The sequence below is a fragment of the Candidatus Poribacteria bacterium genome (genome assembly GCA_028820845.1).
GTDB lineage: Bacteria > Poribacteria > WGA-4E > WGA-4E > WGA-3G > WGA-3G.
The window spans coordinates 1-21613 of the sequence record JAPPII010000086.1 but is presented as its reverse complement, the minus strand read 5'-3'; the positions used below and the strand labels follow the sequence as shown (position 1 = coordinate 21613).

16 protein-coding genes are annotated in these 21613 nt (G+C 46.7%); 12 read left to right on the top strand and 4 right to left on the bottom strand.

Annotated features, from left to right (window positions below; all coding sequences use genetic code 11):
• Positions 1-76 precede the first annotated feature (76 nt).
• From rsmG to OXN25_16600, 12 genes are all read left to right on the top strand, one after another.
• Positions 77-748, top strand: a complete 672-nt coding sequence (gene rsmG, locus OXN25_16655) for a 16S rRNA (guanine(527)-N(7))-methyltransferase RsmG (GenBank protein MDE0426484.1) — start codon at positions 77-79, stop codon at positions 746-748.
• A gap of 82 nt (positions 749-830) precedes the next feature.
• Complete coding sequence (locus OXN25_16650) at positions 831-1169, top strand: STAS domain-containing protein (protein MDE0426483.1); 339 nt, start codon at positions 831-833, stop codon at positions 1167-1169.
• Between the two features lie 56 nt (positions 1170-1225).
• Positions 1226-3613: an ATP-binding protein gene (locus OXN25_16645; GenBank protein ID MDE0426482.1), complete on the top strand. Its 2388-nt coding sequence runs from the start codon at positions 1226-1228 to the stop codon at positions 3611-3613.
• Positions 3606-4850, top strand: a complete 1245-nt coding sequence (locus OXN25_16640) for a SpoIIE family protein phosphatase (protein ID MDE0426481.1) — start codon at positions 3606-3608, stop codon at positions 4848-4850. The genes OXN25_16645 and OXN25_16640 overlap by 8 nt, the downstream gene beginning before the upstream one ends.
• Positions 4851-5126: 276 nt before the next feature.
• On the top strand, positions 5127-5555 hold the full coding sequence (locus tag OXN25_16635; protein MDE0426480.1) for an ATP-binding protein: 429 nt from the start codon (positions 5127-5129) through the stop codon (positions 5553-5555).
• Between the two features lie 20 nt (positions 5556-5575).
• Positions 5576-5941: an STAS domain-containing protein gene (locus OXN25_16630; protein MDE0426479.1), complete on the top strand. Its 366-nt coding sequence runs from the start codon at positions 5576-5578 to the stop codon at positions 5939-5941.
• Positions 5942-5979: 38 nt separating this feature from the next.
• Positions 5980-6702, top strand: a complete 723-nt coding sequence (locus OXN25_16625; protein MDE0426478.1) for a hypothetical protein — start codon at positions 5980-5982, stop codon at positions 6700-6702.
• An 86-nt stretch (positions 6703-6788) separates the two neighbouring features.
• On the top strand, positions 6789-8072 hold the full coding sequence (gene galK, locus OXN25_16620; protein ID MDE0426477.1) for a galactokinase: 1284 nt from the start codon (positions 6789-6791) through the stop codon (positions 8070-8072).
• Positions 8073-8148: 76 nt separating this feature from the next.
• Positions 8149-9228, top strand: coding sequence for an ROK family protein (locus OXN25_16615; protein MDE0426476.1), 1080 nt, complete (start codon positions 8149-8151; stop codon positions 9226-9228).
• The gene (locus OXN25_16610) at positions 9218-9946 is read left to right on the top strand and encodes a hypothetical protein (protein ID MDE0426475.1); all 729 of its coding nucleotides are present in this window, start codon (positions 9218-9220) and stop codon (positions 9944-9946) included. Before OXN25_16615 ends, OXN25_16610 begins: the two co-directional genes overlap by 11 nt.
• Positions 9897-10931, top strand: coding sequence for an NHL repeat-containing protein (locus OXN25_16605; protein ID MDE0426474.1), 1035 nt, complete (start codon positions 9897-9899; stop codon positions 10929-10931). Before OXN25_16610 ends, OXN25_16605 begins: the two co-directional genes overlap by 50 nt.
• A 266-nt stretch (positions 10932-11197) precedes the next feature.
• Complete coding sequence (locus OXN25_16600) at positions 11198-15037, top strand: hypothetical protein (protein MDE0426473.1); 3840 nt, start codon at positions 11198-11200, stop codon at positions 15035-15037.
• Positions 15038-15089: 52 nt separating this feature from the next.
• On the opposite strand, the gene OXN25_16595 is transcribed toward OXN25_16600, so the two are convergent.
• The 4 genes from OXN25_16595 to OXN25_16580 form a co-directional block, all read right to left on the bottom strand.
• Positions 15090-15926 (bottom strand): LamG domain-containing protein, encoded by an 837-nt coding sequence (locus OXN25_16595; GenBank protein ID MDE0426472.1) that lies wholly within the window; start codon positions 15924-15926, stop codon positions 15090-15092.
• Between the two features lie 2 nt (positions 15927-15928).
• The gene (locus OXN25_16590; GenBank protein MDE0426471.1) at positions 15929-18898 is read right to left on the bottom strand and encodes a sigma-70 family RNA polymerase sigma factor; all 2970 of its coding nucleotides are present in this window, start codon (positions 18896-18898) and stop codon (positions 15929-15931) included.
• 206 nt (positions 18899-19104) lie between these two features.
• Complete coding sequence (locus OXN25_16585; GenBank protein ID MDE0426470.1) at positions 19105-20436, bottom strand: RNA polymerase sigma factor; 1332 nt, start codon at positions 20434-20436, stop codon at positions 19105-19107.
• A gap of 31 nt (positions 20437-20467) precedes the next feature.
• Positions 20468-21508, bottom strand: coding sequence for a hypothetical protein (locus OXN25_16580; protein ID MDE0426469.1), 1041 nt, complete (start codon positions 21506-21508; stop codon positions 20468-20470).
• Positions 21509-21613: the final 105 nt, after the last annotated feature.

The window sequence follows — 21613 nt, the reverse complement described above, 5'->3', positions numbered from 1 at the left end:
CAGCAAAGAGGACGTTCGGTCACGCTGCGCGTCTTTGCTAATTGCTAAAAGCCAATAGCCAATAGCGATAAAGCAATTGATAAATTACAAACAGCACTTAAAACAGACGTTTAATCGCTACGGATTTCCGCTGACAACGCGTCAGGTCGCACAATTTACGCAGTATCGCGATGAATTACTTCGGTGGAATGCCCGTATAAATCTGACGGCGATTACGGATGATGACGAAATTATTCATAAACACTTTCTCGACTCGCTAAGTGTCTTGGAATATATCACACTCAGAGATGGAGATTCTGTTATTGATGTGGGAACGGGTGCCGGATTTCCAGGCGTTGTTCTAAAAATCTATGTCCCGGAGGTCCGGTTAGCACTTATTGAAGCCTCAGAAAAGAAGGCGAGTTTTCTAAAATTTATCGTTTCCCAATTGCGGTTGCATCAAGCAGAGAACGTCGCCATACTTGCCGAACGTGCCGAGGTTTGTGCCCAACAGCCTGCACACATTGGGGCATACGATTGGGTTTTCACTCGTTACGTTGCTACCCTCGCGGATTCAGCCGATTTTTGCTTACCGTTGCTGAAACAAAATGGAAAGTGGATAGCCTATAAGTCTGGCGTGGAGACAATCAAAACTGAAATTGACAAAAGCGCAATGCGTCTAAATACGCTCGGTGGAGCGGTTGAAACTGTCCTTACAAACGCAAAGTTCAATCGAAGTTATATTGTAATGCGCCGTGTGAAAGTGTGAGGCGTGCAAATTTCGCGTAATAGGACGAAGGCAATGCTTTTAAAAGTACAATACCTCAAATAAGAAAACTAAGGAAAACCCTATGAATTTTGACACAACGATTGCAGAAAAAAATATCTCTATTCTTCATGTAGAGGGAAAGATTCTTGGAAATGCCGCTGATGTATTTCGCAGAGAGATGGAACAGCAACTTCAAGCAGCAGAGGATAAATTAATTGTTGATTTGATGAATGTTCCTTTGATTGACAGCAGCGCGTTGGGAGCGATTGTACTTACGTTGAAATACTGTCAGGAATCGGGTGGTAAATTAGTTTTGCTCAATCCACAGAAGGCCGTTCGGGAAGTCTTGGAAGTGACGCAGCTCGCAACCGTTATTGAGATTTATGATACGGAGGAGAGCGCAAGTGCCGCTTTGATGTAGCAGTGCCAAAAATGTGCCTACAAGAATTCCCGTGGTAACACGGGAGGCAAAGCCCTATGGAGCGTTCTCGATTTAAGATAGGTTTACGCGGTCAACAGATCGTTTTATTTTTGTTAGTTGCGTTGATGCCGCTATTTGCTGTTTCATTGGTTATAAAAGTTATTGGCGAGAATGCTCTCAAAGACAGTGTTGGAGAGAGCCTCGTACTCCTCGCACAGGAAAAACTGGCTCGCGCCGATAAGGCTATCTCTCAAAGAATCGCCAATATTCAAGCCGAACTTCCCAACATCCAACCGGCAGTCGCACGGTCAAATACTGCCGATGGGCAGCAATCGGTGTTTTTCAGCGTATGGGCACGCCTCGAAGATAGTATCCGCTTGCTTGAGACTTATGCGGGTTATAAAACTGAGGTGACCATTGCCAATGCTTCGGGATATGTGCTTCGCTCGAACGATCAACAATTGGATTACGACACAAAAAAGGAACTGCCATATACCGTAAAAGACAAGAAATGGTGGCAAAGTGCTTACAACAACGGAATCGGTTACCAATTCGTGGAAGATGTCGTTTATGACGACGTGCGCGGGATATACCTGCTGCCAGTCGCACTCCCGATACGTACATCTACCAAAACTTCTTCTGTTCTACAAGAAAGCAATACAATAGGCGTGCTCAGAACGATTTTGTTGCTACCTGAGCTTACCAGTTTAGTCGGATCACAACACGATCTCGCTGGAACATATACCTTTTTAACAAACGGCTCTGGGAAAATTATTGCAGCGTCACCTCATAGCGGATATCGTATCGGGAGTTACATAGACATGAATGATGCTGTAGAGGAGGCGATTATTGAGGCAAAAAAAGGTATCCATGGTAAGTACTATGACTATGAGTCGCACGGTGAAGAGGATGCATTCGATGAACAACGCGTCTACGGTTGGGCACGAACTCGACCTGTAACTAACGAATCTTGGAAGACGCAACAAAACTTTAGCAATTGGATGCTCTTTATTTCACGTCCAACCTCTTCTGCTTACACCGGGGTCGTTAAGCTGAACAGATACATTTTTTACGTTACTATTGCCTCAAGTGGCATCGTTGTAATTATTGCGTGCTGGGCTGCCCAACGTATAGCAAGACCGATATTGGAAGTCGCACAGGCAGCCGACAGCATTGGACAGGGCGAATTTGACAGTGAAATTCTCGTTGAGAGTGATGATGAAGTCGGGGTCCTCGCTGAAAAATTCAATGAGATGCGCCGAAATCTCAAAACGGCGGTTGATAAACTCAGGCAGGAAGAAAAAAAACTTACCACTATTGTTGAGAACCTCGGTGAGGGGCTTGTTGTTGTTGAACCCGGTGGACGCGTGCTATACGTCAATCCTGTAGCTGAACGGCTTTTAGATCTCGGACGGACTGCTGGTTATCAGAATTTTATCACTATTGACACTAAGACGGGCACCATTTCTTGGACAAAACGAGTGGTTGGGGAAGCATCTACGACGGCAGATACAAAAACCGTTGATCTGAAAGTGTTGTCTGCCTCACGACGGGAAATGGAACAGCACCAAACGATGATTGCCGAAATCGGGGTTGGTGGAAATCGCACGGATGATGAGGCGCGAGTGCTTCGCATTATAGCAAGCCAGTTCGCTGATGAGAGAAATAACGTCGCAGGGGTGGTTTACGTCTTCGATGACATCACGCATGAACATGAAATAGAGCAGATGAAGTCGGAGTTTGTTTCCTTGGTTTCACACGAATTACGGACACCACTCACCTCTATCGTCGGATTTATTTCGCTGATACTTGATGGAAAAACTGGAAAAATAAATCAAAAACAGTATGAAAGTCTGAGTCGCGCACACCGACAATCTAAACGACTCGCTGCGCTTATTAATGATTTACTTGATGTCTCCCGAATTGAAGCTGGACGCATTGAGATGAAACAGGAGCAAGTGCAGATAGATTGGATTGCTGAAAGAAGGATCGAAGAACTTCGACCCCAAGCAGATGAAAAGGCTCTCCGTTTGTTGTTGGATGCTGAACTCAGTCTACCCATATTAATTGGTGACGCAGATCGGATCGGACAAGTCTTTATTAATCTCATAGGAAACGCAATTAAATTTACACCCGACGGTGGAAAAGTGACAGTGAGGATATCGAAATCGCGGCAGAATGGGAATCCGGTGAATGGTGTTTACGTTGAAGTAATTGACACGGGACTCGGGATCCCGACTGAAGAACGAGAGAGGGTTTTTGATAAATTCCAGCAACTCAGAAGTACGCGAACCCAACACCAAGGCGGTACTGGGTTGGGACTCTCAATAGCATCTGGAATAATTGAAGCGCACGGTGGAAGAATATGGGTGGAGGCGGGCGATAACGGGCAAGGCTGTAATTTTCAGTTTTTTATTCCGATCGGACAAAAAGAAAATGGCTGAAACGATTTTGGTTGTTGATGATGATCTGGATATCCTTGAACTCCTCAGGATGAATTTAGAGCCAGATGGGTACGAGGTACGCACGGCAAGTGATGGCAAGCAGGCTGTGGAAACTGCCATTCTTGATCCGCCGGATCTCATCTTACTTGATGTCATGATGCCGCATAAAGATGGCTTTCAGGTCATTGAAGAACTTAAAAATATAGAGGAGACAAAGACCGTTCCGGTCATTCTGCTCACTGCGCGCGGACAAACGGAAGACAAAGTTCAGGGGCTTGATGCCGGGGCTGATGATTACATCACCAAACCCTTTGACCTCCGAGAGGTAACCGCACGGGTTAAGGCGGTGCTTGGAAGAACACGGCCCATCAAATATATAAACCCTCTCATGAGCGCAATGGGATCTGGGTTCAACGAGGCTGGCGTTCAACAACTCGCTGGACATCTGCAGGCTGCTGCTGCTATTCAGAAAAAATTGTTGCCAGAACAAGCCCCCAGTTTTCAAGGGTTTGACATCGGAATGCTGCTCCAGAGTTCCATGTCTGTTTCTGGAGATTTCTATGATTTCATTCCGCTCAGTGAAACACGGGTCGGAATCGTCCTCGGTGATGTGAAAGGGAACGGAATTCCAGCTGCACTTTTAATGGTGATGATCCGAACGGCACTACGTTTGCTCTGTCGTGAAGAGGATGATCCTGCTTCAATTCTTAAACGGATTAACGATTTAGTCGTCCGCGACACGGATGCGACCCTCTTCGCGACGATGATCTACGGCGTAATGGACACTGTGACTTCCACTTTCACGTATTCAAATGGTGGACACTGCTATCCATTGCACCGGAAAAAGACGGGTGTGATAGATGTTTTAAAAACGGGCAGTATGTTGGTTGGCGCATTTGAAGAGGCGACTTTTGCCAGCAATACCTGCCTGTTAACACCGGGCGATATTGTCGTTTTCTATACAGATGGCATCACTGAGACGAATGCTGGGGATGGCTTGGACCTGGACGAAAATGAAAACGTATTGGTAGGTTCGGAAGAAGTTAAAGGACATCAAAATGCAACACCGCTGGATGTGTTCTATGGTCAGGATAGGCTGGCTGGCTGCATTTCCAAAAACGCCGTATTGTCTGCATCGGCGTTGTGTGAAGCAATTGTTGAGGACTTGGCACGCTTTAGTGGCAGTACACAGACGCATGATGACAGAGCTTTGGTCGTTATCAAACGCGATACGTAAATTAGTAAAGCGCGCACAACGGTGCTGCGCGTATAATATGCTTTTGGCGTGATGAATATTATTCGATTATTCTATGAATTGAATTCGGTTTCCTAATCTGAGATATCGGCAAACGCAGTATCTTTTTTATCTGCAACCGAGAAATTATTAAGTCAAATTCTAAAACTTCATCAAGCTAAAATTCAAATCAAAATAACAAAAGACGGGCTTCTTCTCAAAACCTGTCTTGTAGGGCTCTTGGCAAAGGTCCAATCCCGTAAAAAAGGAGCTTCAAACGTGGGCGAGAGAACTGAACAGGTTATTACGCTTTCTCTCCCAAGCTCAATGCAACATGTTTACCTGCTTGATGTTGTTGTCAGCGAGATCTTAAAAGAGATGGGTTTCGGTGAGGACATCCAGGAGCAGATTAACCTTGCTGTCATTGAAGCGGGTACAAACGCAATCAAACACGGCAATAAAGAGGATCTGGGCAAAAAGGCTACTTTTCAGTTCATTCTTGCTGAGGATAGACTAACCATTGTCATTGAGGACGAGGGTGAAGGGTTCACGCGTCAAACGGTCGCAGATCCACTGGACCCGGAAAATTTGCTTAAAAGCAGTGGGAGAGGACTTTTTCTAATGGAAGCCTGCATGGATTCGGTAAATTATGAAGCCAACGGCACAATTATCAAAATGGTCAAATATAAGCAGACTCCTAATCCATAACAATTTTTTAAGGAATTCCTATGCAAGTCAACCTTCGACACAAAGGCAGTATTACAATTCTGGATATCGCAGGAAAAGTTATTGGCGCCGATGCCTTAGCTCTAAAAAAAATCATTGAGGAGCAGGTTCAGATTGCTGATAACCCTGCGGAACCCCGAGAACATCTCAACCTGATTTTGAACTTGGAACGCGTCCAGATGATGGATAGTTCTGGCTTAGGTGTGCTTGTCTCTGTCCATACTTCTGTCCGACGAACTAATGGACAGGTGGTCCTCCTTAATCTCGGTGGGAACGTCAGAAGTCTCATCGTTATGGCAAAACTGATGACAATTTTCGACTGTTATGATTCGGAAGCAGAAGCGATAGCAGGAATTATGAAGTCTTAAAGACACGTTCCTAAAACAAATCTCGGAGTAGACGAAAAATGGAAGCGCGTATCTCTAACGACACAGAACAGGGCGTTAACTTATGGTATAAGTGTACCAGATGTCAAGAGTTCGCTTTTAGAGGTGAACTTGAACGGAATCTTTATACCTGTTCATATTGTGGTGCCCTGTTCCCTCTACTTGCTGAAAAACGAGTTGCGTACCTGCTTGATGATTCTTCGGCAATGGAAATTGAGTCTACCAATGCCTTCGGACTCGCCGTTGAGGGAACAATTTCAGACCATCCTGTCTGTCTTTTCATCGTAGATATTGACGTAATTCCTACAGAAATTGATGTTTCCCTCCTTCTCACTACTATTGAGAAAGGTCTACAAAAACGGATTCCGCTTATTACAATTGTCGCCTGCCAACCGGAAGGGTCGGCGGGTGCTTCTACCGGAATCACCTATTTGACAATGCAGATGGAACGATTGGCAGATGCATCGCTACCTCACATCACTGTTTTAACTGAAACAGAAGTATATCCGCTTGCAACGTATCTCCCGCTTGGAGAATTGGTGATTGCCGAGGGAAGTATACCCCTTCAGAAACGAACATCTCCGAATCTACAACCGGCGCTACACGCACCCGAGGAGCAACTTTTGACGCAGGCACCCGCATCGGATATAGCGGTGAAACCTGACATAAGCGTTGATTGCTATGTCCGGCGCGCCGATCTACCTGATGTGTTGGGACGATTTTTGAAATTTTTTTCCCAGTGATTAGCGGTCAGGCGTTCGCTACGAAACCGGAAGCCATTGTCAGCAGTTAGTCAAGAGGTCTTCTGTAACAATCTACTGGAGATGCTATGAAACGAGACGCTTTGATGGATAGTCCAAGTACTCCAAACACCCTCGGAAGTAGACATAAGCATATTTCTGCTGCGAAACAGAAGTTTGAGGCTATCTTCGGTGCTTCACCAAGGTGCGTTGTATCTGCCCCAGGTAGGGTGAACCTAATCGGTGAACATACGGATTATAACGACGGTTATGTGTTTCCAGTCGCGATTGATAAATATATCCATATCGCTATGCGTGCACGGACTGACCGGCGTGCTGTTTTACACGCGTTAGATGTCAATGAATCCTTTGAACTGAATCTTGATGCCCTCCGTCCGGTTCCACCGAAGGCACCGACTTGGAGTTACTACTTAATAGGGGTCGCGTCCCTTCTACAAGAATCTGGCAATAAAATTGCTGGAATTGATGCCGTTATCATCGGAGACGTTCCTATTGGGGCAGGATTAAGTTCTTCGGCTGCCCTGTCAGTGTCCGCCGCGCTTGCTTTTTTAACCAGTGCTATACCGCAGTCTTCCCCAAACGCTGCAGTGTCAGAAGCGCGCAAGAAAGAACTTGCTGCAGTGTGCCAGCGCGTGGAGCACGAATTTGTTGGCGTTAATTGTGGTATCATGGATCAGACCATCTCGCTCTTAGGTCGGGCGGATCATGGACTGTTTCTTGATTGTCGTTCACTTGCGTATGAGCATGTACCCCTCAATTTAGGGGCGCATTGCATTGCTATTTGCAACACTAAGGTCAAACGGGAACTTGCTGCTTCTGAATATAATAAACGGCGAGCAGAATGTGAAAGAGGCGTTGACATCTTGAGCCAGTGGCTACCCGGTATATCTTCTCTTCGCGACATTACCCTGTCTGACTTCAAGAAACGTGAAGGAAAGTTACCCGCGCTAACACAAAAAAGATGTGGATACGTTATTGAGGAAAACACGCGTGTACTTGATGCCGTCTCTACGCTCAAGGCACGGAACCAGCAAACATCCGAAAAGGTAGATGATCCACTCATAGCGTTCGGTAAGTTAATGAACGCCTCACACAAAGGACTACGCGATGATTACGCAGTTAGCTGCAGAGAATTAGATCTCCTTACGGACATCGCCCGTGATGTTGAAGGCGTAATTGGAACCCGAATGACGGGCGCAGGGTTTGGGGGGTGTACGGTCAGTATTCTTCATAGAGACGCTTTAGAGACCTTTCGTACCCGTATAACAACAGAATACCGCAAACAGACTGGCATTGAACCTGAAATTTACCTCTGTAATATTAGCAATGGCGCGCAAGTCTTTAACTATTAGCCTTCTGCGGTTGTTTCGGATCAGGATTTGCAGAATTAGCAGATTTTTTCAGGACTATATAGATTGGAAGCGATAAATGGGTATCAAATACCCTAAAGCAGACACTGGATATAGTATTGGTGTTGATTTAGGAGGAACTGACATTAAGGCTGGATTGGTCTCATCGGACGGTGATGTCTCTTGTCGCGTGGTCCTTCCAACAGATGTAAACGTAGGTGGACCCAAAATCGTGGCAGCTCGAATTGCAGAAACCGTTCGTCAAGTCCTTGTAAAATCGGAGCGAACCGCGAACCGCGAACCGCGAACCGCGAACCGCGAAATTGCAGTCGGATTAGGGGCACCAGGGCTTATCATCGCTGAAACAGGGGTCATCCACTTTTCTCCTAACTTTCCCGGTTGGAGTGATATTCCACTCGTCGATTATGTGAACACGGAGCTGGTAAAGTTACGCGGCGTAGCGCACAACTCAGAAGCACACACGAATGGCAACAAATACGAACCCGTGCTAAAAGGCATGGACAACGATGTGAACGTTATGACCTTGGGTGAGCTGCTTCACGGTGCTGGGGTTGGGTATAAAAGTATCGTCGCGTTGACACTCGGCACAGGTGTGGGCGGTGGGGTTGTGATTGATGGACGCGTTTACCACGGAAGCCAAAATACTGCTGGAGAATTGGGGCATACGGTTGTTGAACCTAATGGACGTTACTGCGGTTGTGGCAATCAGGGCTGTCTGGAGGCTTATGCTGGGGCGAAAAATATTGTTGAGCGTACCCAAGAGAAGATAGAAACAGGGCGCGATACGGTTCTAACGGCTCTAACAACAGATGGCATCCCACTGACACCTCGGAGAATAGCGGCGGCAGCACAAGCAGGTGATCAACTCGCAATTGAGATCTTTGCCGAAACGGGACGTTACATAGGTATCGCACTCACATCCATAGCACATATCCTCAACCCACAAATCGCCGTCATCGGTGGTGGCATTGCGGAAGCTGGTGAAGGGCTGCTTTTTGAACCTATTCGTACCGAGCTGTCTAAACGTGCTATGGATATCCCTGCACGAATGAAAATTGTAAAAGCGCACCTCGGAAATAATGCGGGTATCGTCGGAGCCGCGATGCTTGCCCTCAATGGAGAAAACAATGAAGAATAAGATACATTGGTTAAAAACTTTCCCCTTCTTGCAAGACCCGCTACCTGAAAATCGTGGACAGGTGGAAGATACACATCTGTCTCGAAGGTCTGTCTTGCAAATCTTAGGGGGCCTCTGTTTGTCATTTACGCCTCTGGGCTGCTCAAAAGTGCCGGAAGTCCCGGATTTCATCAAAGACACATTTCAACCTGAAATGATTGTCCCTGTGTTCGACCCAGATGCCGTTATCATGCCACAGACAGGCACTGTCGTTTATGTCAAAAACGGCGTAACAGCTATGGCACTTCCCCTCAACAACGTGAAGGCGGTTGATGCGTTTGCTATCTTTATCTATAACGGCACGGACTACTGGATTTCCTTCAAAAGAAAAGATTGCCAGATGCTCGATGGCACCGGAAATGTTACTAAACCCATTGACAAATCACAGGAATCCTTTTATCTAAAAAAGAATTTCAGGCCGGAATTGCCGCCGGAATTTGCAGCGGAAATATTCCGATGGGATAAGACCATTAGAATACAGGGCGACCCAGCAATACTGCCCAGAGAAGATATTGAAAAAACGACAGTGATGCCACGGCAACATACCAGATTTTTCCTCTATTTCCGCAAACGCAGCATCAGTTATAGTAGCTTGCGGATTATTGTTCCCAGAGTCACGAGCGATTTCAATGAACAGCAAACAACGTTCGTTTTCAAATTTAAGGTGCAACGGGGCTAAAAACCTCGGCTACTTTCTCCTTCTCACATTCTGTTTGAGTTGTACCCTACCCGAAACTGAAATTTCACAACCGCCTATTGAAATTTTGCTATCAAACCGTGAGCGGAAGGCACCTCCTATACTGGGTATCAGATACTTGGAAACCATCGGTAGTGTCGGGCAGGGCGTAGGTGAATTTCGGACCCCATTGGGGCTCGCTATAGATGAACAGCAGCGCATCTATGTAGCTGACGCAGGGAACAACCGGGTTCAAGTGATCGACCACACTGGTGGTTTTATCACCGAATTCGGAGGGCGTGGATGGCAAACAGGTGAGTTTGATCATCCTACCGATATAGCATTGAGTTTCCAACGGAGTTACCGCCTCTATGTCGCAGACACTGGGAACGATCGGGTCCAATACTGCAATTTCGTCGATCAGATTTTTTATCCGCTCAGTGAAACTGTAGACGACGTTTTACTTGACCGACCCGAAGGCATCGGTATCGGACGCAATGGCGAGGTCTATATCGTTGATACTGGGAACCATCGTTGGATTGAATTCAATGTCGCGGGTGTCCCCGTTGTAGCACACGGCGGCTTTGGGAGTGGCAGAGAGCAGCTTTGGAACCCAACAGACTTGAGTGTTGACTCAGACGGGAACGTTTATATTGTTGATACAGGCAACCACCTCATCAAAAAATACGATTTCAGTGGTAACCCTATTAATGCGTGGGGCGGAGAAGGACGCGAACTTGGGCAGCTCCAGGATCCCAAGTGCATCGCTCTTGACGAATGGAATTATCTTTACGTCACAGATAGTGGTAATCGGCGTATCCAAGTCTTTACACTGGACGGAAAGAGTATTATGAAGTTTAGTACCTCTGGGCTCTTACAGCCAGTGGGTATCGCAGTCTCGAAAAGCGGACGCGTCTTTGTGAGTGATGCGGAAGCGAACGATATAAAGGTATTCCAAGTTTTTCTTAAAGAAATGGAGAGCCCATAGCGACTAATGTCTAAGTAAGACTGAACCCGTTCCCCTTGTCGTATTTCAATTGTTAAAAACTTTTGATAATCCAGAAACGGTGGAATTAACCGAAAACCACCGTAAATTTTTTCTAACTATAGGCATCTGATCTGCCCTCTACTTCGTTTCGGACAGTTTTTCGGTGTAATTCACACGGGCTGGGTTCGCTGAAACCCTTTCGTACTTAACCAGACACCATCGTGAAACATTGTCCTGCAAGCCTCTATAGGCTTGCACAAGGAACGATGACCAGATTTAATAGTTTAAAAAACAGATTTAATAGTTTAAAAATCCTTTTCCTTGCCTTCTGTTTGTGTCTCCTACCACGCCTCGGAAGCACAGCGCAAGAATCCCCTGATAACAAAACCAACGCTCTCGAACTTCCAACCTTTTCTGTCCTTCAAAAGTCCGAATCCCTTGAACTAAAAACAGGCACTCTGGAATTCACGGTGAAGTATCCGCCAATCCTCCCCAATAGCGAGCGGATAACGGAAGCGAGTGGAAAAGTCCTTGTCCGCGGCATAGATTATCAAATCGATCCCTATTTGGGAAAAATCACTTTAACTGAGCGGGATACTACCGTTGCACCCAATCTGTCCTATAGGCTTACGATAACTTATCGAACGCTGCCCTTTGCAATTAAGCAGGTCTATAAACGCGACCTTTACGGTATCGAAGTTGGCAGTCAGCAAGAGGACGATCAACAATTGACGGTTAGCAATCAGCAAAGAGATTTTCTTGCTGAAGGTTTCCAACAGCCGACAACCGACAGCCAATTAGAAGTCTCCGGTAGTCAAACATTTGGGATTTCGGTCGGTAGCGGGCGGGATATAACGCCGAACCAGGAACTTCGGGTCAACGTGGAGGGGAAAGCTTCCCAGAATATTGGTGTGTTGGCAATGCTATCTGACCAAGATTTACCTATCCAACCCGAGGGCACGACGGAAAATATTCAAGACATCGATCAGAAGTTAATTCGCATCACGCATCCGAATATGCGAGGTACATTAGGTGATTTTGAGGGATCCCTCGGTCCATCAGAGTTTATCTTCTTTCCGCGTGCATTGGAGGGCGTGCAAGTTGAAGGCGATTTCAAGTGGGTAAACTTTCATCTCATTCCCAGTGCCATTCCCAAGGGGCAATCTACAAGCTTAGTCTTGCGGGGTGAGGAGGGGCGTAGCGAATACCGACTCACAGTTGACGGGCAGTACGTCATTGTGAAAGCAGGCAGCGAGATCGTTTGGCTGAATGGCGATAGAATGCGCCGCGGTGAAAATAACGATTACGTTATCCGTGAATACGGGGATCCCATCGTTGAGTTCAACAGCAAGCATCTCATAACAAGCAACGACGTGATTCGCATCGACTTTGAATACATTCCCGAAGAGCGGGCATATCAACAAAATCTTTACGGACTCAACAGCATTTTCACGCTACCAGGTGAATGGATATCCTTCGGTGCCTCCTACGCCGTTGAAACGGATCTGAATCAGCCAGAGCAGGCTTTAATCTCTTTTGCTGAGGAGGATTTGGAAGCACTTCGCCAAAACATACTTGACCCCGACGGGGATGGTTCACTTCTCATAGCACCCCAAAAACATAGCGTCTGGGGACTGGAAAGTCGCTTAAACCTTACCGAGAAGGCTTATGTTGAAGGAGAGGTCGCTTACAGTGCTGTTGATGGAAATACTTATTCTACCGTTGATCGGAAAGAGGTGAGTCAGGCATGGAAACTCATCGGTTATGCGGATTGGGACTTCGCAATCTGGTCTGATAAATTGCGTCCTAAGGTAACAACAAACCTTGATGTTCGAGCAATGGATGCTAACTTTGTACCCGTTGGTGCATCAAGCAGCAATCGTACCCGCTCCCGTTATGAGACCCAATACGCCAAGGAAGGATTTGATGATGCGTTTTTGCTCGGCATCGCGGGACCCTCGCGGACTGCCCAAGATGAGCGAACCATCAATTTTGACATCCGAGTGCTTCCAGTGGATTGGCTTGAAGTCGATGCCGGGGTCGGTAGAAGTGAGGAGAGGGATCCTGAACCGAATAGCGGTCAGCAGGACGGTGTGGCGGTGGCAAACGTTGGTGAACACCCCAACGATCTTTTTCTCGACAGCCGACAGCCGATTGCTGATAGTCAATCCGCAACTATCCGTAATAACTTCAATTGGGGCATAAATTTTAATAGCGGTCAGCGGTCAGCAGTCGGTGGTCAGAATTATAGCGGTCAGCGATCAGTCGTCAGCCGTCGGCAAGAAGACCTTGTACCGGGCACAGAAGTGTCACGGTCCAGGACTACTGAGAGCCGTCAGCCGACAGCCGATAGCCTTAAAAAATGGCTCCCAAACCTGCGTTGGGACGATTATCGGAGTAGCTCGCGTGTGGAGGATGTCAATTCAACCATAACGCAATTACAGCGAAAGTCGCGGCAAGAGGGGAACCTTTCTTATCCTATCGGACCCTTCAGAATCATGGGGACATTGGGCACGGTTGAATCGACTGAGGCGCGCAATGCTCTGCTAAACCAAAAGCGAAACCGCGCGACCGGTCGCCTCAATCTCGCGCAAGACTGGGCATCCTTTGATACCAGTCTTTCTCTTGAGGAGGCTTTTGCGAAAGAACCGCTACTCACGATAGATAATGAATCGATCGGTCTGTCCGATTGGCAACCGAGTACCACGGCGCGAACGTGGAAAGTTGGTGCCTTTTCACAACAACAGTCCTTTCTCAAAGGTGGGATGAATCTATCAGCGAACGTCGCACGCCGCACCTTAAAAGCACATACCGATCTCGGAACAGATACGACAACCCAACTTGCAGATGTTAGTTTTCAGTTGACACCGCTCAGTCGCGCAATTGATATGGAGATCACCTACGAATTGGATAAAAAACTGACCAGTCAACGCCGTGAGGTCTACACCGACATCCATCCACATACAGGTATTCCGCTCCTACCGGGTGAAGGATATTACGTGAAATTGGACGATTTACACTATGTAGAGGATCCCGAAGAGGGTACCTATATCAAAATTTATCAAAACGTCGGTGATAAGCCAACAACGGCAGTGGATGCGGAATTTCGGTTACGGTTTCAACCGCGTCAATTTTTCGCACGCCGTGCCCGCGAGCAACAAAACCAACGGCGCAATGCCACACAGAACCGTGATAGTTTACGCCCTACACCGCAGAATAGCCGTCAGCAAGCAGCTAGCGAACAGCCAACAGCGAACGGCGAACAGCGAACAGCCAATACAGAGTGGTTTCTGAGTGCGCTGAGAGGACAAACACGATTTTGGTTGACCGAGGAACAGGAGGTAGAGGATGCGGTTTCGCTCTATTTGCTGCAAAGCCTACAAGGTTCAGATACACTTTTCGGACGATTGAACCAACACCATCGGCTTGAATTTTCACCGTCACCCGCATTCAGTTTTGAATTCAACCTTCGCACCGGTGAGACGCTTAATCGCCGAATTAACAACCAAGAACGTCATAGACGGCATCGGACTTATGAGGTCAGTCTTTCTGTGAATCCGACCCAACGGATGTCTGTCAATGCAAACTGGGAGCAACGCCGGGAGACCGAGAGGTATGGTCAATTCGATTTTGAGATTGCCGCGCCCCTACCAAACGGAGATGAAACAGAGTCTTCTCCAACCCCCATCTCCGACCTACGCCAATTTGAGCAGATTACCGAATTGGGACTCCGATATGAACTGAGTCGCACCCTCCGATGGAACGGCACCGGTGGATACAGACAGACAACCGACGAGGAGCAATTCGACGAGGAACCGGAAGCCAGAACGCGCACTTTTTTCTATGAGAATCGTGTTGTTTACAGTCTTATCGGTAAGGGACGTATTGACATCAACTACAAACTCGGCTATGGCGAAAGTAGTGGGGGTATACCCTTTGCGCAATATACTTTCTACGAAGGCATCAGTCATGAAATTCGCACAACTGCTGATTACAGGTTGCGAAGATTTACCGATCTCTTGTTTCGACTCAATTACCGCCTCCTCTCAACAAAACAACGCAAACCCGAACACCGCTTAGAGATGACGGTGAGTGCAGAACTTTAAACACGCCTCCATTCGGTAGACGAGTTTCCCAACCGCACTTGCTCATAGTGTATTACTTTCCAACTGTCCTTCGCTTAATATCACCCCACGTGGTAGAAACCTTGTCTCTGGGTGAAACAGCGAGAAAGTTGCCTTTCATTATTGTTCTGACTTCACTTTCGGTGAGCGCGCGACTCCAGATAGCAACTTCATCAATCAAACCGTGGTCAAAGGCAAACTCCTTTTTGCCCTTAGTGCATCCAATCCGTAAAGCCTCATCATTTGTGTCTGCGAAAACTTTGGTTGGTTCAAAACCTACCTTCTCTGTGTCGAAAAAAACTTCGCCATTAAGATAGATTGTCCTGAACGCCCCGTCGTAAGTTCCAACAACGTGGTGCCACGTTCTCTTGCCCAGACTCGGAATACTCACACTGAGCCTCGAGTGATTTTCATTGCTACCCAAGCTCATCATAAAAATAGTCTCTGCGTTTAAACCGCCAATGTTCCAGTGAACATCCTTAATTTGAAAGACTGCCATGCCGTAAGCATGCATATTTGCAGGTCCAGCATAAGACCCTTTATCAAACCAGTAGCCGGATCCATTCGCCCAATTTTCCCGATAAATCCAGGCACTCATAGTTATTTCACTAATTTTCAATGCCTCCGAGGCGGGAACGTTGACGCAATCCTCAGTATTTGCCGTAATCTTAATGGCATTACCGTGTTTGCCTTCAACAAAATTCACATTCTGGACAACTCTGGCATCCAAGTCATTGCCGGATGCATCAAGAATTCGTTTGTTTTTCACATTGTCAAAAGTGAGATACAGGACGAGGTCATCCTCCAGTCCAGCAGAGGCTTGGCTCCCTATAAATAGCACAACGACGAAAAGAAAGAGTATCCGTTTCATTTTCACTCCTCCGATGGGTATTGGTGTGGGACAATTTCAACAATCTCATTCCCCGAGTTTGCCTTGAAAAATGCAACAATATCGTCAATCATTTCTGGCGTGATTTCATGCCCAGTATTCTCGTATGTGACAAATTGCGCTGGAATACCAAGTGTCTGATATATCGATTGACTCACGTGCCACCGGTCCGGCATCATTTTAACGCCAATCAGTCCTCTGACCAATTCAGCATCTACTTCATCATAAGCATCTCGATGTGGAACAGTGTCGTTGTTGTCCAAAGCACCCATGTAGATGTACTGGGAGACCTGCTTATATGCCGTTTCATCAAACTCAATATCAGCGACCTCTTTCACGTCTGCGATTCCTACTGGATAGCGGAGTGTTTTATCTTGCCAGCGATCTGTTGGAAAAGTCGGAATGCTGTTGACGCCGCCAGTTGCGACCGCACGAACAACCGTTGGGTGCAAGATAGCAAACCGATTCGTAAAGGTCCCGGAAGCCGAAAATCCGTTCATGAACACCTTCTCATTTACCTTTACATTATTGTGCCTTAGAAGCCGCTGGGCATGGGCTATCATTTTGATGAGCTGCAAGTCAATTCTCCTAAGTTCGCCCTCTTGAATTAGGAGCGCGTCCCTATCTAAAGCATGTGTGTAGATTTGCCAGCGATCTCCCCTAGGCCGCGGAAAAACTGGCACTAATAACGGAACTTTCAGTTCTCTTGCGATTGCAGTCGCATGAGATTTTTCTGCTAATGCCTTTGTTTTTCTATCAAGGCTTTTAAAACTGTGAACCGGTCCTGTGTTGCACGGTTCTACCAGCAGATGGACCGGTCTGTTGATATCTATTCCTTGTGGAACCAACAGATAATACGGAAAAGCGAATCCGTCTGTGAAGTCCGTTGAAACGCGACAAAACAGTTCACTTGAAAAATCAAGCTTTTCAATACCTTTTACGTTGATAGGTGTTGTATCCACGAAAGTCGGCGTAACTGGTTCAGGGCCTTCGGTTGTAAAGGTGAGGGTATATTCTTCTAACGGATTGCCTGCTATATTTCTGATGTTCCCGTTACCACCTAATATAAGCCGGTAAATCTTTGAAGACTCCAAGGGACGCTCAAGTGAAATAATAAGGGTTGTGTTGTCGTTTGCCCATTGCATATCACCGACTGGAACCCCAGCAAACTCGACATCCATACCTAACATTCTTTCACTGAAGACGACGCTTATCTCCTTTAGATCCGTCGAAACTTTTTCAGATAAGTCTGGAATAATCCGCTTTACTTCTGGAACGGTCGTATCTGGACCTGGAAGCCTATCGGAGTTTCCGACAACAGTACACGTTTCAATAGCCGCTTCGTCTCGGTAATCGTTTTGCCATTTGTAGGTCCAGGCGTTACCTACTTGTAAAGGGAAATACTCTGTCTCATTTGCTGGAACCTTATATTCCGGCTCGGTGGTCACATCCAAATCGTCAGGGATAACTTCAACATATTCTGTCTCATTTGCTGGAACCTGATATTCCAGCAACTCCGCTTCTGTGGTGATACCGTTGGCATGTTCATAGCGCATTTTCACAACCCCAACTCCCTTAGCAAACCACAAATAGCGCGTGCCGTTCACAAGTGAACTCTTCAGTGGAGAGCCTGCCTTGGCTCTTGTAAAGACCGTTTTATGCTTGAGGCAGTCCAAGAAGGTCCCCGCAGCAATTTCTACCTGTTCATAACCTTCTATCGTCGTTTGTACCCATGTATCCCAGTGACCTTCTTGCGCCCAAGTATCTCCTATAACCAAAGGAGACCTGAAGAGATCGGTTTTATAGTAGAGGATGTAGTACATCAACATATACATGGGATTTGGGTCACCTTTGCCGGTCCCCGAAGTAGCATAACTTCTGGGTGTCAAAACTAAATCCGTTTTTTTAAGATGAAAGTTCCCCGCTGCCAAGAATGTTCCACTTTCTTCCTTGGTAATGGCACTAAGGGTGATGTAGCGTTCACCTGTGTTAGTATCGGTAGTTTCTGCTGCTTCATCTATCGGGGTGGCGGCAAATCTCGCCAGATATTCGGGTGGATTGGGTTGCCGTCCAGAACCGTCATTTTTGCTCAACGCAGGCGAATTTCCAAGTTGCGTCCGAATATCCGGTTTCGATTCAAGGTTCAACACAACAGAGGTGTCAATGAGTTCTACCTTCATCTCAGATACGGCATCGAAACTGTAGGGCTGCTGGAAGCGAGTTAGATATTGGTTACCAGTACCTATCATTAGTAATACCACCGTTACGGCTGATGCAGCAACTATCCACGGCACTAATGGCTTACCGCCGGAGGGGACAATAGGTTTGATACGCGCAATTTCTTGCATGATGTTCTCGGTTAGATTTGCGGACAGTTGGAAACTGTCTAAAGCCTCTCGAATCATGGGTTCCTCCTTCTTTAGTCGTTGCTGAGCACGGTGGAGACGACTTCTAACGGTATTTGCCGATATACCCAAAAACTCGCTAATCTCCACATTCGACATCTCACCAAAGTAACGTAGTGTAATAATCGTGCGTTCACTCTCCTGAAGTTTCGCGAGCAGCTTTTTTACAATCTCACGTTGTGCTTCGGCTGTTCTACGCGCGTTTTCTTCAACAACATACGTCGAATACGTTGCTTTTTCTAACTGTGTGGCACTCGTCTGTTCCAGCGATTGTGTTCGTAACCGTTTTCTGCGGAGCCATGCAGCGCACCGTCGCGTCGCTATTACGTAAAGCCAACCCGCAAAACGCTGTGGTTCTTTCAGTGTCGCCAGATTCTGGTACGCTTTCAAAAATGTATCTTGCGTAATATCTTCAGCAGTGTGGAAATCTCCGATCTTCCGCCACACAAGTGCGTGAACCGGCTTTTGGTATTTCCGCACAAGTTTAGTAAAAGCGGCATCATCACCGTCAAGCGTCTGGTAAACGAGTTCAGCGTCTCTGTTCTTCATAAAGTCCCTCCCATCACCCTATAGTGACGCGACTTAGAGGTTGATTTGTTGCATAATTTTAAAAAATGGGTGAATGGAGGGGTTAAAAAGCGGGATATAGAGAGGAATTAACTTTGGAAGATAGGTGAGAAGAAAAAGGATGGGATAAGAAGGATACGGACAAGGCAGAAATTGTAGCGGTTCTGCCACGAATCTTCGTCCTGTTTTTATTTTCCTGCAGTGTCTATGAAAATTCTGGCGAGAAAGGAATTAACCTGCTCTTCACCACTGAACGCATTACCGGCAACTCCCAGCTTAAAGAGCGTTCCTTCTTCAAAACGGTATGTGATCTTTCCCACTTTACCGCGCCGAATCCCTGATGCTGAGGTGAGCACAACCTTAGGCACGCCTTCTGTAGAGAGTTCACTGTCGCTTGCAAATAGAACAAACTTACCCGAAGCTTCGGCACTCCCTATCCAGATGTTAACAGTGAGTGTGCCTCCGTTTTTAAACGCTGTGGTGTCAATCTCAAAAACATTATAATCTTGATAGCCTCCTGTCGGTGTTTGAAAAACGCTCAAGATTTCCTGTAAAGGCTTTTCATCATTGAGAACGACGTTCTTTGCTTGTGCATGGAGAAACCTAACGACATGTTCCGATTGCGCTGCATCCGGTTCAAGTCCGTTACCTCTACTCGGTACAGCGGACCGACCAAACTGGGTACGTACATCTGGTTTCGAGGTAAGGTTCAGCGCAATAGGTGCATCGATAAGTTCTACTCTCATCTCGGATGTAGCCTCAAGGTCATAGGGCTGTTGGAAGCGAGTCAAAAATTGATTCCCTACTCCCAGCAGCATTACAGCCAAAACAACGGTTGAAGCGGCGATTGTCCACGGCATAAAGGGATTGACTGTCGGAGGCGTTTCAGGTGTTATGTCGGAGACTTTTTCCATGATGCTCTCGGTGAGCGTCGTCCTAATTTGAAAGCCCTCTAACGCTTCTCGGATCATAGGTTCTGCTTGCTTCAGGCGATGTCGCGCACGACGGAGCCGACTCTTAACAGTGCTTGCTGATACCCCTAAAAACCGACTAATTTCTTCGCAGGTCATTTCCCCGAAGTAGTGAAGCGTGACGACCGTCCGCTCACTTTCCCGCAGCCGGGCAAGCAGCCTCTGTGCAATATCGCGTCGCGCTTCTGTTGCAGCCTTTGCTTGCTCCTCAATGACATACTCGGAGTATGTCATTTTCTCGATCTCTTTGCCGTCTGTGTCCTCAAGCGGTTGCGTCTGTAGCCGTTTCTTTCTCTGCCACAGACAGCATTGACGTGCAGCAATTCTGTAGAGCCATCCAGCAAAACGCTGCGGATCCTTCAGCGTCCCCAGTTTTGCATAGACTCTCAAGAAGGTATCCTGTGTGATCTCCTCAGCAGTATGAAAATCACCGACTTTCCGCCAAGCGAGTGCATGCACCTGCTTTTGGTATTTTTTCTCCAATTGCGCAAAAGCATTTTCATTGCCTGTGAGGCTGTCTTGAATCAATTCGACCTCGGCGTTCTTCATCCGTTACCTCCGAAATGGGGTAACTTTATTTTTAATCTCCTTTAATGCTTTGCTTTGATTTTCCCCATGTTGTCATGAGCAAGTACCCTGAAGGTGAAACGTTTAAGCCAGTTGGGGCAAACCAATCCGCACGAGAATTATTTCCCTCGTGTGTCAATTGAGTCGGCTTGCCCCCATTCAAATCTGTTTTGAATAGTTGCACAGAGATGTGTTTCCCCGGTTGTCTAACTGCATCCGTGTAAATGAGTTCGTTGCCTTGTGGCGACCAGATAGGGCTCGTACAGATTGATTCTTCGTCTTTGATAACTTGGTGAAGCCCTGTACCGTCTCGGTTTACAACATAAATATTTGATCTTTCCCACCAAAGAAAACCATTGGGATCAAATCGTCCATCGATTTTTGAAAAGGCAATTTTTTTTCCTTGTGGCGACCAGCTTGGATTAACTATCCATGGTACCTCCTTTGGAAGCATCCTCTTTTGAGTGCGTGTCTGCAGGTTAAAAATCCCCAAGGGTGTGTGTTGGATACCTCCTACCACAAAGGCTATCTCGCTCCCATCGGGTGACCAACTGGGCATAAATCCGTCTGTCAGTTTCTCAATAGATGTACCATCTATTGCCGCGATATAGATCACTTGGTCAGGTTCCTCTCCTTGTGCGTAGGCAATCTGTTTACCGTCAGGAGACCACGTCGGATCTCTTCTAAGTTCCTTAGTTTTAAATACTTTCCGGACATTTGTGCCATCTGCTTCCATAAGGTACAGGTCAAAAAGCCCATCCCGATCTGAGATGAACAGAATTTGTTTTCCACTCGGAGACCATGCGGGATCATAATCTTCTGATCCCGCATGTTGGCTCACGTTCATCGGCGCGCTTCCGTCGGGATTCATGATATAGATTTCGGTATTTCCATCTCTTGTTGATGTAAACGCTATTTTTTCTATCTCTGGGGCTTTTGCCCACACACCAGTGCCGGGACTGAACAGTAATAACACGCTGATGGCGTAACTAAGGATTAGAAATACTGGAGCGATTTGGTTATCTGAATGTACCGGGGTCGCTATGCCTTTCATAAGTGAATTCTCCTTTTTTCTCAATTTTTGAGGTTTCATCTACCTTTATTTTTTCGCAATAAGTAGTTTTGGGATTTGAAAAATTGGTTGAAAGAGTGCGGTGAA